This is a genomic window from Paenibacillus sp. GM1FR, from assembly GCF_002803315.1.
GTDB classification, from domain to species: domain Bacteria; phylum Bacillota; class Bacilli; order Paenibacillales; family Paenibacillaceae; genus Paenibacillus; species Paenibacillus amylolyticus.
Genome location: NZ_MKZL01000031.1, coordinates 1 through 15,778 on the forward strand (window position 1 = coordinate 1; position 15,778 = coordinate 15,778).

Below are 15,778 nucleotides of genomic sequence, written 5' to 3' on the forward strand. Positions count from 1 at the left end.
TGCCTGTAACGCCTGCTACACCCGTCTCTCCTGTAATACCCGTGGTTCCTGTTGCTCCAGTCACACCTGTGATCCCAGTGGCTCCAGTCGTTCCTGTTGTACCCGTAGTTCCAGTCGCGCCGGTTACGCCAGTAACTCCCGTAGTTCCCGTTGCTCCAGTAGCCCCGGTGGGTCCCGTTACACCAGTCGTACCTGTGACCCCTGTTACACCCGTCTCTCCAGTTTGGCCAGTTGTGCCGATGGCTCCTGTAATTCCAGTAGCTCCAGTCACACCCGTAACGCCAGTTGTGCCAGTTATGCCAGTGGCACCAGTCGCGCCGGTTACACCAGTAAGTCCCGCAGTTCCCGTTGCTCCAGTCGTACCTGTGACCCCTGTTAGACCCGTCTCTCCAGTTTGGCCAGTTATGCCGGTGGCGCCGGTAATTCCAGTAGCTCCAGTCACACCCGTAATGCCAGTTACGCCGGTCGTGCCGGTTATTCCTGTTTCACCAGTAATACCCGTTGGACCGGTTGCCCCAGTAATTCCAGTAGCACCAGTCGCACCTGTAATCCCGGTTAGACCCGTCTCCCCAGTTAATCCAGTAAGTCCAGTTACTCCCGTAACTCCGGTTGATCCTGTCACACCAGTTTGGCCAGTAATTCCAGTAGCACCAGTCGGCCCGGATACGCCAGTTATTCCTGTGGAACCCGTACTCCCCGTTGCTCCTGTAACTCCAGTCGTACCTGTAACTCCAGTCGTACCTGTGACTCCGGTTATGCCAGTCACACCAGTGGCTCCGGTTGGTCCTGTTGGTCCTGTCGTGCCCGTGGCTCCAGTTAATCCCGTAACACCAGTTGGACCAGTAATTCCTGTTAGACCTGTTTCCCCTGTGATACCAGTTGTGCCTGCTACACCAGTAGCTCCCGTAGTACCCGTACTTCCCGTTGCTCCAGTCGTACCCGTTTCACCGGTGACCCCAGTGGCTCCAGTCGCACCTGTTGTACCCGTAACTCCAGTTAAGCCAGTCGCACCGGTTGGTCCTGTGAACCCTGTTTCTCCAGTTGATCCCGTCACACCAGTCGTACCTGTCACCCCTGTTGGACCTGTAGCTCCAGTCGTACCTGTGCTCCCAGTTAGACCCGTCTCTCCAGTGACGCCTGTTGCTCCTGTCACACCAATTGTACCCGTAACGCCAGTTAAGCCAGTCGTGCCAGTTGGCCCTGTTTCACCGTTGACCCCGGTTATGCCAGTAGCTCCGGTATTACCAGTTGAACCAGTAGCCCCAGTGAGTCCTGTCGTGCCAGTTACACCAGCAATTCCTGTTATGCCACTAACTCCGGTTGCTCCTGTAACACCAGTTGTTCCCGTCGTACCCGTACTTCCAGTTATACCTGTTAGTCCTGTCTCTCCTGTTGGGCCATTCAAACCGGTAGATCCCGTTACACCTGTAGCCCCGGTGACACCAGTGACTCCTGTTAGCCCAGTTGCACCAGTTGTTCCGGTTGCGCCGGTTACTCCCGTGGCACCTGTACTTCCTGTTTCTCCAGTCAAACCCGTAGGACCTGTAATACCAGTTGCACCCGTTGTGCCGGTTGGTCCTGTTTCACCAGTTTGGCCAGTCGAACCGGTAGGGCCCGTCACACCAGTCGTACCTGTGACCCCTGTTGAACCTGTTTCTCCAGTAACACCTGTCGTTCCGGTGGCTCCTGTGCTCCCAGTTAGACCCGTCTCTCCAGTGACGCCTGTTGCTCCGGTCGCACCAATTGTACCCGTAACGCCAGTTAAGCCAGTCGTGCCGGTTACGCCAGTCACTCCCGAGATACCTGTAATTCCGGTTGCTCCTGTCGCGCCTGTGAATCCTGTGATACCCGTGGTTCCAGTAATGCCAGTTAGTCCAGTTGCACCGTTCAGTCCCGTCACACCAGTCGGACCTGTGACCCCGGTTAACCCCGTCTCTCCTGTAGGGCCAGTCGATCCGGTAGGGCCCGTTACACCTGTGGCCCCAGTTATACCCGTTTCCCCGGTGACACCAGTGACTCCTGTTAGACCCGACTCTCCAGTTACACCAGTTGTTCCGGTTACTCCCGTGGCACCTATACTTCCTGTTGCTCCAGTGGCACCTGTTGGGCCCGTTACCCCAGCTGTACCCGTGGTTCCGGTAATACCAGTTAGTCCAGTCGCACCCATAGCACCTGTAATACCAGTTGCACCTGTACCTCCTGTTAGACCCGTCTCTCCAGTGACACCTGTTGCTCCGGTTACTCCCGTAATACCAGTTGTTCCCGTTATGCCAGTAGTTCCGGTCACACCAGTAAGTCCCGTTACGCCAGTTAAACCAGTCGTGCCGGTTGGTCCCGTTACACCTGTGTTCCCGGTTAGACCAGTCTCCCCAGTAACGCCAGTGGTTCCGGTCGCTCCCATAATTCCTGTAGCTCCGGTACCTCCTGTGACACCCGTGGTTCCGGTAATGCCAGTTAGTCCAGCCGCACCTGTAATTCCCGTTTCTCCAGTTGCACCGGTCGGGCCCGTCACACCAGTCGTACCTGTGACCCCTGTTGAACCTGTATCTCCAGTAGTTCCGATTGAGCCGGTTGCTCCAGTAGGGCCTGTAACTCCAGTGATTCCTGTTTCACCTGTTGGACCCGTAAATCCGGTGGCACCCGTTGGTCCTGTATTTCCCGTCAGACCTGTAGCTCCGGTCTCTCCAGTGACGCCTGTTGCTCCGGTCACACCAATTGTACCCGTAACGCCAGTTAAGCCAGTTGTGCCGGTTGGCCCTGTTTCGCCGGTGACCCCGGTTATGCCAGTAGCTCCGGTATTACCAGTTGAACCAGTAACCCCGGTGAGTCCTGTCGCGCCAGTTACACCAGTAATTCCTGTTGTGCCACTAACTCCGGTTGCACCTGTAACACCAGTTGTTCCCGTCGCACCCGTACTTCCAGTAGCTCCAGTTAGACCTGTTAGTCCTGTCTCTCCTGTTGGGCCAGTCGAACCGGTTGAGCCCGTTACACCTGTAGCCCCGGTCGCTCCCGTAATTCCCGTCGTTCCGGTTACGCCAGTCACTCCCGAGATACCTGTAATTCCGGTTGCTCCAGTCGGTCCCGTCGCTCCTGTCGTGCCTGTGAATCCTGTTAGACCCGTTTCCCCAGTGACACCAGTAAGTCCGGTAGCTCCGGTCTCACCGGTGATTCCGGTTACCCCTGTTAACCCTGTCGTTCCTGTTGGACCGGTAACTCCCGTTAGTCCTGTGAACCCTGTTTCTCCAGTTACACCTGTCGTCCCGGTGTTTCCTGTAGCACCCGTAATTCCGGTAGCTCCGGTAATTCCTGTTGTGCCACTAACTCCGGTTGCACCTGAAATCCCCGTTTCTCCAGTAATTCCTGTGGCTCCTGTTACACCAGTATTGCCGGTTATGCCGGTTATGCCTGTAACTCCCGTAGTACCGGTCGTACCTGTTATGCCAGTAACGCCGGTTGTACCTGTACTTCCCGTTGACCCTACCGCCCCAGTAGATCCTGTAGCACCTGTAACTCCGGTGGTACCCGTTTCTCCAGTAGCCCCGGTAGGTCCTGACACACCAGTCGTACCTGTGACTCCGGTTGTGCCAGTGGCACCAGTTGCTCCGATCGCACCTGTACTGCCTGTAAATCCAGTAATACCTGTGGCTCCTGTTATTCCAGTCGTTCCGGTTGTGCCCGCAATTCCAGTAACGCCAGGTAATCCGGTCGTACCTGTTGATCCTGTTTCACCAGTATTACCTGTTATTCCAGTACTTCCTGTAGTTCCGGTTGTTCCTGTTTCGCCAGTGACCCCGGTGGGTCCCGTTAGACCAGTCGTACCTGTAACTCCTGTTAGCCCCGCCTCACCAGTACTTCCTGTCGCTCCGGTGAATCCTGTCAAACCAGTCGTACCGGTCGCACCTGTACTGCCCGTAAATCCAGTAATCCCTGAAGCACCAGTATTTCCAGTAACGCCAGTGATGCCTGTCGTGCCTGTTTCGCCGGTTGCTCCCGTCACACCCGTTAGTCCAGTTGCCCCCGTAGTGCCTGTTGTTCCAGAAGTACCAGTGCTTCCTGTAACTCCAGTCTCACCCGTAATACCTGTTAGACCCGTCTCTCCAGTGACGCCAGTCGCTCCGGTCGCACCAGTACTTCCTGTAGTTCCGGTTACACCAGTAACTCCCGTAGACCCGATCCCCCCAGTGGGTCCTGTCGTACCAGTAATTCCTGTTAGACCCGTTTCCCCAGTGGCACCAGTTGCGCCGGTTATGCCAGTATTTCCAGTTGGCCCCGTACTTCCCGTTGCTCCTATTGCCCCAGTAAATCCTGTAGCACCTGTGATACCTGTGGTTCCAGTAATACCAGTTGCTCCGGACGGGCCTGTGATTCCAATTTCGCCAGTACTTCCCGTTAATCCAGTCGCACCCGTAATACCTATTAGACCCGTCGCTCCGGTTGGGCCAGTTGAACCTGTAAAACCGGTGATTCCCGTAACGCCGGTTAAGCCTGTTGCTCCTGTTAGTCCCATCACACCAATTCCAGTTGGACCTGTAACTCCGGTGCTGCCCGTAAAGCCGGTTACACCAGTATTTCCTGTAGCCCCGGTCACGCCTGTAACACCAAATCCGGTAATTCCAGTTGCGCCAGTTGTTCCTGTGATTCCAGTTGGTCCGGTGCCAGTCGCACCTGTAGCTCCTGTGCTTCCTGTAGATCCAGTTGCTCCCGCCTCACCCGTTGGACCAGTCGGACCTGTAAATCCTGTAGTACCAGTCACACCTGTGGTGCCCATCAGTCCGGTAGCTCCTGTTGCACCTGTGACTCCAGTTATTCCGGTACTTCCCGTGGTTCCGGTTACTCCGGTCCGTCCTGTTAAAATGGTTGCTCCCCATATGCCGGGATACCCAGGGTCTCCAGTTAACCCAGTAGCACCTGTTGCTCCAGTGAATCCTCTCATTCCCTGATAACCCCGTGGGCCGCGAAGGAAAGGAATCCTGTGACTTTTCTTTTTTTTGCATTTACGTCTGCTTTTCTTACAAGACTTACTCTTCTTCTTTGGGATAGAGTGCTTTTTTGATTTTTTTGCTTTCCGTTTACCTGTACTGATTAAGGAAATTTTGCGTTTCCTTTTGGATATATCGCTCACAAGAGAATCCCCCCTCCTTATACACCACGTCAAATCCCCGCATTTTACAATAGTACACTCTATGCCCTGGACTAGCTTTGTGCGCCCCCTATTCAATATACCTATAAAAGCTTCACAGTTAGTGATCAATCAATTACTTTTCTCTAAAAAATATATTCCCCTCTACTCCCCCTGCAACTCCAACTCCTTAATCGTCAACGCAATTCCTTCCTCAAAAGATGTTGCCACAACCGGGCCAATCCGTTCCTCATACTTCTATCTACTCAGGATCAGGGGTTCCTCAGTCAGATATAACATTTCTACAATTTCTTTCATAACGGGTACACCTAGTCCAATCACCGACAATCCTACTTTTCCTAGCGCCAGCACAGGTTTGCTTCTTCCCGCAGCCTTCTGTGCCAATCGCACGATGTCATGACCCGAGATGATCCCCGATCCAGGAATGTTCCAGTTCTGTCCATACGTCGTCTCTCTGCTTGCCAGCTCCACCACCATGACCGCAGCATCCGGCAAATAAATATACTCTCTCGGCACGTTCATATTTCCGATAAAAAAAGCCATCTTACCTTTTGCTATCGCTTCAAGGGTTGAACCCAGATAGGAAGCTTGATTAGCCGATGGGCCATAATAATCTGGCAAACGAACGATCATCACCTGAGCTCTACTCCATCTTGTGCTGAATAACATCTGTTCATAGGCAAGTCGTGTCTTGCCTTTTCGGGTATGTGGCTGCTTCGAATGTTCTTCGGTTACTTCCTTCATTTATCTTCTGTTATAGCAGCGGAATCAGACCGCTCTCCATCTCGTTATATGGAACGTTCGCACAATGAAACCTCTCTCATCGATTTAGTGATTGATCAATAAATGAAATATAAAAAGGGACTTTACCTCCCTCTCTATCGTTCCTTCAACTCTGGCATATCCAGTGCATTAGATACATTACACAACATCCCGATTGCCAGAAAAATCATGGTTCTTTTTAGCGGTTCAGCAATTCCTGCAACGGTGAAAGCTTCCAGTACCATGGCTCTTACATCACTAATGCCTTTTTGCATAGCCTGACGAATGACTTCCTCCCGGATCGTTTGCGCCTGCATCTGAAGCAAGATCTCGCTCTTGTGCGATTCCAGAATCTTATCATAGGCTTCAATGAGATCATTCTCTAACTGATCTGGTGTCGCCATCTCCACCACAATTCGAAACGAATCAATCACCCGTGTCCATGAGACCTCAATTGCAGTTAATAATAAAGCTTCTTTTGTTTTGAAAAAACGAAATATATACGGCTGTGAGATCTGTGCCCGTTCAGCCACCTGGGCTGTAGTCGCACGATAATAGCCAATTTCCGCGAAGACGTCAATTGCTGCAGAGATAATATCATTTCGCCGGTTAACCGACGCTGCTTTATCCTTTGCCATGATAATCCGCCCTCCAATAGTTAGTGATTAATTGATCAATAGCTTGAAGTATAACGAATACTATCCCTCGATGCAAAGGTATCGTGACCTTATACAAAGCCAACAAACCCGCAGACGCTGGCTCAAGCCGCTGCAGGTTGTGTAACTTGTCGATCATAGATTCTATCCACTGGAAACCGAAGAGAACATGGTTTGTCTGAAACAGATTCGTACCATGCGGTACAAGAGTGTCTGTTCACTGCTGAAGAAGTTTACGCAATCGGGATTCCGAATCCAGCTTCGGACAACTGTCACAATACCCATGTGTATGACTTCCGTCTCCAACCAGATAAGCCAAACAACAATATCGGCGTAGCAGGAACGGAGGTCCCTGCCACCCGGAATGTTCGAAGCGCTGCAGCTCATTGGCAAATGTACATGCATTATCGTTTTGCCGATCCAGCCAGAGGCTTTGATCTTCTTGAATCTTTGCAAGCCGTTCATCTGTCTTCCAAATGCTCTGATCATTGATCATACGTGCATACAATTGTTGCACATTATGGGCAACCAGAGACCACATGACCTTATCGCTCGCTCTTGTAGCGACGGCTACCGCTCGCAGGACAGGTTCCAGATGTAGCAGCACTCTTTTCTTGAGCAAGCCACTCTCTGACCTGCGCTGAACAGGATCTTCACCCTCCAGAGAGGTTCTCTCCAGCAGAGTCTCATATCGCATGCCACCTGCACCATTCAATTCAAACCGCACATCATCGTCTGCAACGCTAAGTATAGTATCGTATAGACTGAATGCTGAAATTACGGACATCACGAATACGGAGTAACGTTTGGCAAAAAGTGTACCGACGGCCGCACTTCCTCTTCCGCCCAATTGAAGCCCTTGCTGCATAGCCTGTTCACGCAATATCAAGTTTCGTTTCTCTTCATTCAGCAGATCCTTCACACGGAAAGGATACTTGGAATCATCGCAGTCCACTTGGATCGTCGTCACAAAAAATTGCTGTAACACTTCCGACATCTCTGAATAATCATGTCTTGGATAATGTCTCATCTATTGAATCATCTCTTCAACTTCGTTGATAATCTCGCTTCGCCCAATCGCTCCCCAGCCCTTAAACAACCAGAACGAGTCTGTCGTATAGACCTGATCTGCACCGACAGCCGGCACTGCCTTCCAGAGTGAGCTTGCGTTGATGTTGTTTACATACTCATCGGCATTCGGGTCAATCTCCAGAACTACGAAATCAGCATCCACATCTGCAATTTTCTCCATGGACAGGTCCTCACGTTGTTCGGCAGGTGTCACAGTCGTTGGCACAAATCCAAGATCATGATACAAAAGTGTGTTGGTTGGATGTCCTTTTGCCGCGTAAATTTGTAAGGTCTTCTCTCTTACACGCAGATAAGCCAACTTTTTTTGATCCAGTTGTTCGATCTTCGCTTTTAATTGCTTCGCCTGCTGCTCTACCTCGGCTATCTTTTCTTTTGCCAGATCCACTTTGTTGTACATCCCGGCAATGGTCAACAGATCCTGTGTCCAATATGTTGAATCATCAACAAAATCCAGCCATTCAGTACCCAGTACAATCGTCGGAGCGATTTTCTCCAACTGATCATACGTACTCTCCGCAGTTCGACTCTCAATAACGATGACATCCGGATCAATCTGAAGGATAGCCTCCAGGTTAGGACTGTCTGCAGACCCTACCGTTGGAATGCCGGCAAGCTGATCTGCAAAGTAAGGCAAATAATCTCCTCCGTAACGAACTTCTACATTAACGCCTGCTGGTTTCTCACCAATCGTCAACATGTGATCGATGTAAGCAGCAGATAATACCACCATACGCTCTATTTTTTGCGGTACAACCGTTGTTCCTTTAAGATGCTCAATCGTTTGCGTACCACTCTCTTCCACAGGCGTATCCTGTTGCGGAGGCGTTGCTTCTGTTACTTCTGATGCCTTGCTACATGCCGTCAGAACGAGCACAAGCAGGGCCAACAGTATCATCGTTGTTGCTCTCTGTCTTACCATTTGTAGTAAATCCCCTCTACTATTTAATAATAATAATCATTATCACTATAGTAGGGAAAAGCATACAGGCTTACCATGGATTATTCCACTCTCTTCTCTTGCACAATATCACCGTAAGGTAACCCCAAGTTGCTCTGCCACATATCGCATGGTCCACATGCGTCCGGTGGGACCCAGCGTTTTGAAAAAAATATCTCCTGCATTATATACATGGCCTTCTTGAACAGCCTTTAATGCCAACCATGCACTGGATTGCTGTAATTGCCTCAGTTGAGCACGTGCGTCTTCTGTGGGATCGACCATTACAAACACATGATCCGCGTCGTATAACTGCAAATCGCAAACTTTGCTCTCTACAGCCCACTGTTGTTCCGGAAAATCACGAGGCAAATAAAATCCCAGATCATCATACAATAGCGCCCCTGTCTGGTTGTTCAATCCATACATTCGGTAGAAATGAGAAGTCACCCGGATGAACATGGCACTCTGTTTCCCCCACCTCGATTGAATGCGTCCTCGAAGAACCCGGCTCAGTTCAGCATGTTGTTCTATCCACTGTACGGCCTGTTCGGTGCGACCCATAATGTCCGCCATATACAGAAGCCTCTCGCCAAAATGGTTGGTATGCTCCAGCATGGTGGTAGGCGCGATACGATTCAGGGAGTCATTTGGCTCCAAACGATCACTTGTAATGATCAGGTCCGGTTGGACTCGCCTCAAATCATCATAGTTCTGATTGAAGCTATCCAGAATAAGTCCCTGATGATTGTGTGCTTGAAGCGCAGGTATGGCAACATGACGAGCCACCCTCTGACCATAGGATAAAGCGGATACTGGCCTCAAACCGAGCGTTATCACATAATCGTCCAACCCGTAATACAAGGTGGCAATGCGATTCACTTTATTTTTCATATACAACGTTGGGGCGATTCCTTCGTTTTTCTTGAAAACTCTGCTGAAATAGTGCTCGTCCTTATAACCCACTTGCTCCGCAATTTCCTTGATTTTATCTGAAGAAAATAACAGCTGCTTGGCCTTTGCCATACGTAGTTTCAGGATATATTCAATCGGGGTCATATTTAATTGTCGTTTGAATGTTCTTATAAAATGATTCACACTGAGCCCTGCCATGCGGGCCATCTGATCAATTCGAATGTCTTCCCTATACTGATGCGTCATATAATCAAGTACCAAATCCATCCCCGCTACAGGGGGTGTTGCTTCATTCACGTGCATCATTAACTGAATCAACAACTGATGCAAAAGATGTTTCCTGCGCGTCTTTTCCAGACTCGTAAACGAGTGTTTTCCACTCATCAGGGTATCCATCATCTCCTGAATATCACGTGTATTGGAAGGAACATTAAGCTTGCCCGTCACAGGGAGATCAAATGCCTCGGTATGCCAAGCATTCCGACGCCGGGTAAGTGTAACACAGGAAAATAAAATGATCTGATATCGGACAGGTGCTTCCATATCCGTCTGAAACTCCACATGCATTCCTGGCTTCAACAAAAACCACTCGTCTTGAGATACCGTATGTACAATGTTATCCATAGACAAAGATCCTTTGCCCGCGATGACCCTGCAAATGGCGAACCTTTTCCAGATCCGACGCTGAACAGCCCCCGGATTGCTAGAGTAATGGCAGACGTGGACAGCAGAGAAATGTAGTTGCTCCAGTTGTTTGATCCAATCATTTTCCTTCATGCTCACGTCCCCTCCCTGTTCTGATCCGATTCTATGTGAACTGATTACACTCTATTTTTCAGCTCCCAATAGTAAATTCTTTATACTATCCAACTGCAACTCCAGTGAATAGGGATCTTCCATGACGAACTCATCCTCTGTACCATCCAAGGAACCATAGGCGTAGACTTGTCCTTTCTGCACAGCAGGCAGACGTTTCCAAACCTCGCTGTTCAGGATCTCTTTGGCGTCCTCACTACCCGAACCATATAAGAAGATATGATCTCCCATATACTCAGGCAGTACTTCAAGGGAGATCGTCTCGAATCCATCCTTCATTTCGAGTGCTTGCTGAGTTGGAGGCAGTTTCAGCATCTCATAGATCGTGGAACTACCATAGTTCCCGCCTTCTGCACCAAGTACATACAACGCTTTGTACCCTATTTGTATGATGGATACGGTCTCGCCTTCTTTAATTACACCATCTATCTGCTTCTTAGTCTCTTCGATATTCTCTTCATATGTCGTGATCCATTGCTCTGCTTCCTTCTCTTTACCAAAAAAACCAGCAATCCGGCGCAGCTTTTCCAGTGGACCAGAAGTTTTATCACCTTCCCAATAAGGTAAAAAGACGGTCGTTGCAATTTTTTCGTAATCCTCAATATTTTTATCAATGGAACCAATGATGAGATCCGGCTCAAGTGACACTAACTTCTCCAGATTCATTGGGAACTCTCCTCCCAAATCCTCAATACCCGCTATAACATCAGCAGCAATGCCAGACTTTTCAATCCATCCTTCGTTCAGCATAAATGTTCTTACACCAACCGGTACAATGCCCAGTTTCAGTAGGTACCCCATATATTGATCTGAAGCAACACGCTGCGGATTGGCCGGGATTACCACATCTCCCCTCATTGTAGAGACGGTACGCGTCTCCGGCTGTGCAGTCGATTTCCCTGCCTCCGTTGCCTGGTTACCCGATTGTGTAGTAGCCGCATTGGTCTCTGTTTGCGTACCACTTGCAGACGGTGCTGGACTGGAACAGGCCGTGAGCAATAGCGTAAGACACAACATCATGCTTAGTGCTGTCATTTTTAATTTTCCTTGCATTATTAATTCCCCTCCAACATTCTTTTGATATTGATAATCAATATCATTATATAGATGGGAATGTAACGAATGAAGGGCATTTTCTTGCATTACACTGGGCAAATCTTGCTTGTTGTTCAATACCAATGGGTGTTTCGACTTGTTTAACCGTTGGCTTACTCCTTTTTTGTAGCGAATTGGAGAAAGCCCTTTTATTTTTTTGAAACTGCGGCTCAGTGAATGTGCATCCGGATAGCCGATCTGTTCTGCAATCTGTTGCAGCGTTGCACTGGTATGCACCAGAAGATGTGCGGCCCTCTCCATTCGAATCTGTCCAAGATACTGGATGGGACTGATGTTTAACTTTTGTTTGAACAGCCTCGACAAGTGCCCCACACTGCATTCCATTGCTTCTGCCATTACGTCAAGAGCTATGGGCTCATGGAGATGAGCTTTCATATATTCAATAGCCTGTGTGACCGTATCCGGTTTATGTGGCTGAATGGATTGTTCGTGTAAGTCTGTCAATAAAAGATATACCCATTGATGAAATAAGGTTTTGGCATGTAACTTTGCAAGCTTAGTAGACTGCTCCCACTCCTGTTTCAATTCCTCCATACACTGATACATGTGTAGCGGACGGGTTGGTACAAGTGCATATTGGTCCTGAAACGGACGTTCATGGTCCATCAGATACTGAATTTCCATCCCACAGGGCAAGGCCAGGATGGCTTTGTACAAAATCATATAATACGCCACGCCCGAATCCGTCTCCATGTTTAAATACGCCTGCTTGCCTCCATGAATGATGTGGAATCCCTCAACAATGTATCTGTGTTGATCCATTCGTATCCGTGCACTTCCGTCGGTGATATATAGATAGGTACTTGCTGGTAGTTGATAATTCTTCAACTTCTCCCCAGGATGCAAAGCGTTTTGGCGTACATCCAGTATTTTGACAAAAGCATGATTCCACAACCTGATGTGATCATTCAAATTCATATCCGCTGTACTTTCCCTCCCGCCATATTACATCGACATACCTTCTTGCTATTCTTTATGAAGAGCCTGTAATTTTCGCTCAGTATGTATATTTCATTTCATTATAAATCAATTGATAACAATTCTCAATAACATGCACAATCAATATTAACTTACCCATTTGGACAACATATATGGACTGCAATGTATACGTAGCGGGATAATAACGCTAGAATCAGCAACATTTTCTAACCTGTTGCAAAATCATAAAAGGCATGATATATTAATTGAGCCATCAATGATTGACGCATCAAATATTGATACATCAATGATTCGAGAGCATCCAAATAATCATTAGGCAATGGCATTGTATACTGCAACATTAATCATTGGTTAACATACGCCGTTGTTCATGATTCAGATTCACCCGGGAGGTCTAGTCATGACACGTATTGTTTCCAAAGAAGAACAAATCATCAATCTGTTGAACGTGTTGGGTAACAAACTCAGTCCCAAGTTCGAACGCTGTACAGGTATCAGTTCCTCTCGCTTTGAAATTCTGCATGAGCTGGATCAGGTCGATGAGATTAACCAATCCATGTTGCAGAAAATCATTAACATTGATAGTGCTGCGATTACACGCCACTTGAAGCAACTTGAGGCGGACCTGATGGTTACAAGACGTAAGAATCCCGATGATAATCGGGTCACTTTTGTTCGTTTGACGGACCACGGTCGGAAGCAGATTGAAGGCTACAAAGCTGAGAAGACCAATTTTATCAACCAGATTTTACAGGATTTCAGTGAAGACGAAGTTCAATCACTCGCCGATTTCCTGGAACGTATGCAGAACAATTTCTAAACCCATATATAGAGGAGAGATCCATGCATGAGTACAATTCAAAGCAAATTCCAAAAAACCAATGATTTTAACGAAATTACCTACGGTCGTCGTTCTGTTAAACTTTACGATCCTGAAGTGAAAATTAGCCGTGAAGAAATGACTGAAATTCTGTCAGAAGCTTCCCGTGCACCATCTTCGATCAATTTGCAGCCTTGGCGATTTCTGGTTGTAGATACAACTGAAGGTAAAGAAAAGCTTGCTCCACTTGCGAGATTTAATCAAAATCAAGTGTTGACTTCCTCCGCAGTCATTGGCGTATTCATTGACATGAAAAACGCGGAACATATGGAAGAAATTTTTGGCAAAGCCGTAGAACTCGGTTATATGCCACAAGAAGTTAAAGATATGCAACTATCAAAAGTATTGCCTTATTATGAAAATATGCCTGCTTCCGCTATTCGCGAAGTTAATATGATCGACGCTGGACTTGCTTCCATGCAATTAATGCTTGTAGCACGTGCTCACGGTTATGATACTAACCCAATCGGTGGTTACGAAAAAGATCAAATTGCAGAAGCATTTGGCATGGACAAAGAACGTTATCAACCCGTTATGTTGATCTCGATTGGTAAATCGGCCAAAGAAGGTCATCCTTCCTACCGTCTGCCAGTAGAAACAATCACAACTTGGGCATAATATCAGGGACGGTTTCCCCTTTCTTAACACATTCCAAACAAACACAATATGGAGGTTATACATTATGATTATCATTCACGCTCATCTGCAAGTTAAACCGGACCAAGAGCAAGCATTCCTCGCAGCTGCGAAAGAACTGATGGCTGCTACACGTCAAGAAGAAGGTAACATCAGCTACGATTTGGCAAAAAGCACAGAACGCGAACAACAATACACGATGATCGAACTGTGGAAAGATGAAGCTGCTACAGCATCCCACAACACAAGCGCGCATTTCCAAGCTTTTGTTCAACAAGCAGCAGCATTCATGGCCGCTCCAATGAACGTTGAAGTATTTGCTGGAGAACAAGTTAAAGCTTAATAGCGCATTAACTGCCATGCTTATAGTGCATGTGAAAAAGCTGCTCTTGGTCATATGACCGAGGGCAGCTTTTTAGTTTCCTTTTGAAAATAAGTTCACTTCAACAAAAAACACGCCAATTAAGGCGTGTTTTCTTCACTCATTGAAGAGGTATTAAACAAGTGAACATGGACTACACTATCCGAGCCGGAGTAATGCTTTGCGGATTGTTAAACACATTTTTCGGGTCATACTTGGCTTTGACTCTCCGCAGTCTGGCATAGTTGGCTCCATAGTACACTGGACCGGAATTTTTGATCCCTTGGTCTGGAACGTTGATATAGGAACCCACAATGTATGGTTGCAATTTCTTGCGAGTATTACGAGCGAGTGCGATATTTTTGGCGGCATGGGAAGGTTTGAGCCACGTACTGGTCCATTCCACATAAAACTTCTCTTTACGCCAGAAGAAGGCGGTTGATCTAGGTGATTTGCGACTTACTGCTCCGCCCCAGTTGAGGAAATAGAACCCGCCTGGCCCCTCTTCCAGGTTCTCCAAAAATGTTTGCATCGATTTAATGGCTTTGTCGGGGAATGGTTTTCGTCCAAAACCGGACGAGAACTGGTTGCTATACCGTTGAGTTTCGGTCGGATCAGGTTGTAATAAGAACTTCACAACTTCCGTGTAAGGTAACAAACGAACAATGGAACTTGTCGGTGTGCCAACACTCGTAATCGGCTGCAATAGACGGAGTGCCTCTGTTTTTGACCCTAGGAACAGCCCCTCCATGACGACATTGCCACCCTTTTTCGGTCCGATGGACAACTCGCTGCCCAGTCTTGTATCCACAGAGGGAGCCCACCTCTGCCATACTTTGAGCACCTTTTCGAATTGAGACCATGGCCAGGTGATCTTAAATACAGTTGCTTTCGCTGGAGCACGGCGCACTTTGAATTTGTAGCGGGTGTATACTCCGAAGTTACCACCGCCTCCTCCCCGCGAGGCCCAAAAGAGATCCGAATTACGATTTTTATTGGCCCGAATCACTTTTCCTTTGGCGTCCACCATCTCTACCTCAAGCAGGTTATCACTGATAAGACCGATCGTACGCTGGAGAGGCCCAATTCCCCCACCTAATGTAATTCCACCGATCCCGACAGTAGGGCTGTCACCAAAAGGAGCTATGAATCCTTGTTTCGCAAGGGTATTTGCAATTCTTCCCACTCGGTTTCCTGTTCCAACAACAACCGTTCCATTTTTTTTATCAAGCTTGATGGAATTCAGATCACTCACATCAATCACAATTCCGCCGTTAACCTGTGAAAGATTCACTTCCAGCGCGTGTCTGCCACTCCGCGGACGAATCGGAACATTGTTTTCACGAGCCCATCGGATAGCATTGGATACATCCTTCGTCCGTTGGGCAAATACAAACACTTTAGGAAATTTGTCCGTATGCGGGTCCCAGTTTTTTCGCGCCGCTTCATATCCTGGATCACCCTTGTAAATAACCCGTCCGGTAAGCTTTGTCGATGATTTCACACGTCCCACTCCCTGCTGAATAAT

General features: G+C 48.1%; 10 protein-coding genes and 1 pseudogene. 3 read left to right on the forward strand and 8 right to left on the reverse strand.

Annotated elements, in window-relative coordinates:
- The 7 genes and pseudogenes from PAEAM_RS19865 to PAEAM_RS19895 form a co-directional block, all read right to left on the reverse strand.
- Positions 1–4,933: beta strand repeat-containing protein (locus tag PAEAM_RS19865; RefSeq protein ID WP_100528701.1), on the reverse strand; the 4,933-nt coding region annotated here is incomplete at its 3' end.
- 351 nt (positions 4,934–5,284) lie between these two features.
- Positions 5,285–5,954 (reverse strand): annotated as a pseudogene (locus PAEAM_RS19870) (NAD-dependent epimerase/dehydratase family protein); the annotation flags it as partial.
- Between the two features lie 64 nt (positions 5,955–6,018).
- On the reverse strand, positions 6,019–6,540 hold the full coding sequence (locus tag PAEAM_RS19875) for a TetR/AcrR family transcriptional regulator (RefSeq protein ID WP_036670036.1): 522 nt from the start codon (positions 6,538–6,540) through the stop codon (positions 6,019–6,021).
- Between the two features lie 235 nt (positions 6,541–6,775).
- The gene (locus PAEAM_RS19880; protein WP_036609771.1) at positions 6,776–7,588 is read right to left on the reverse strand and encodes a (2Fe-2S)-binding protein; all 813 of its coding nucleotides are present in this window, start codon (positions 7,586–7,588) and stop codon (positions 6,776–6,778) included.
- Positions 7,589–8,569 (reverse strand): ABC transporter substrate-binding protein, encoded by a 981-nt coding sequence (locus tag PAEAM_RS19885; protein ID WP_100528702.1) that lies wholly within the window; start codon positions 8,567–8,569, stop codon positions 7,589–7,591.
- A 108-nt stretch (positions 8,570–8,677) separates the two neighbouring features.
- Positions 8,678–10,279: an AraC family transcriptional regulator gene (locus PAEAM_RS19890; RefSeq protein ID WP_100528703.1), complete on the reverse strand. Its 1,602-nt coding sequence runs from the start codon at positions 10,277–10,279 to the stop codon at positions 8,678–8,680.
- A 51-nt stretch (positions 10,280–10,330) separates the two neighbouring features.
- Positions 10,331–12,328 carry a helix-turn-helix domain-containing protein gene (locus tag PAEAM_RS19895; protein ID WP_347707893.1) on the reverse strand — a complete coding sequence of 666 codons (1,998 nt, stop codon included), beginning with the start codon at positions 12,326–12,328 and terminating at the stop codon, positions 10,331–10,333.
- A 445-nt stretch (positions 12,329–12,773) separates the two neighbouring features.
- Here PAEAM_RS19895 and PAEAM_RS19900 point away from each other — a divergent pair, with 445 nt between their 5' ends.
- The 3 genes from PAEAM_RS19900 to PAEAM_RS19910 all read left to right on the forward strand — a co-directional run bounded on the left by PAEAM_RS19900 (position 12,774) and on the right by PAEAM_RS19910 (position 14,232).
- Positions 12,774–13,193, forward strand: coding sequence for a MarR family winged helix-turn-helix transcriptional regulator (locus PAEAM_RS19900; protein ID WP_036609779.1), 420 nt, complete (start codon positions 12,774–12,776; stop codon positions 13,191–13,193).
- 27 nt (positions 13,194–13,220) lie between these two features.
- A complete protein-coding gene (locus PAEAM_RS19905; protein WP_036609781.1) occupies positions 13,221–13,871 on the forward strand; it encodes a nitroreductase family protein in 651 nt (216 codons plus the stop codon).
- 64 nt (positions 13,872–13,935) lie between these two features.
- Positions 13,936–14,232 carry a putative quinol monooxygenase gene (locus PAEAM_RS19910; RefSeq protein ID WP_036609783.1) on the forward strand — a complete coding sequence of 99 codons (297 nt, stop codon included), beginning with the start codon at positions 13,936–13,938 and terminating at the stop codon, positions 14,230–14,232.
- 172 nt (positions 14,233–14,404) lie between these two features.
- On the opposite strand, the gene PAEAM_RS19915 is transcribed toward PAEAM_RS19910, so the two are convergent.
- Entirely contained in the window at positions 14,405–15,754 is a 1,350-nt protein-coding gene (locus PAEAM_RS19915; RefSeq protein WP_100528705.1) for an FAD-binding oxidoreductase, read from the reverse strand.
- Between the last annotated feature and the right edge of the window lie 24 nt (positions 15,755–15,778).

Excerpts from the sequence above, each read along its gene's own strand:
- PAEAM_RS19875 (WP_036670036.1), bottom strand. The coding sequence starts at position 6,540 with ATGGCAAAGGATAAAGCAGCGTCGGTTAACCGGCGAAATGATATTATC.
- PAEAM_RS19880 (WP_036609771.1), bottom strand. The coding sequence starts at position 7,588 with ATGAGACATTATCCAAGACATGATTATTCAGAGATGTCGGAAGTGTTA.
- PAEAM_RS19885 (WP_100528702.1), bottom strand. The coding sequence starts at position 8,569 with ATGGTAAGACAGAGAGCAACAACGATGATACTGTTGGCCCTGCTTGTG.
- PAEAM_RS19890 (WP_100528703.1), bottom strand. The coding sequence starts at position 10,279 with ATGAAGGAAAATGATTGGATCAAACAACTGGAGCAACTACATTTCTCT.
- PAEAM_RS19900 (WP_036609779.1), top strand. The coding sequence starts at position 12,774 with ATGACACGTATTGTTTCCAAAGAAGAACAAATCATCAATCTGTTGAAC.
- PAEAM_RS19905 (WP_036609781.1), top strand. The coding sequence starts at position 13,221 with ATGAGTACAATTCAAAGCAAATTCCAAAAAACCAATGATTTTAACGAA.
- PAEAM_RS19910 (WP_036609783.1), top strand. The coding sequence starts at position 13,936 with ATGATTATCATTCACGCTCATCTGCAAGTTAAACCGGACCAAGAGCAA.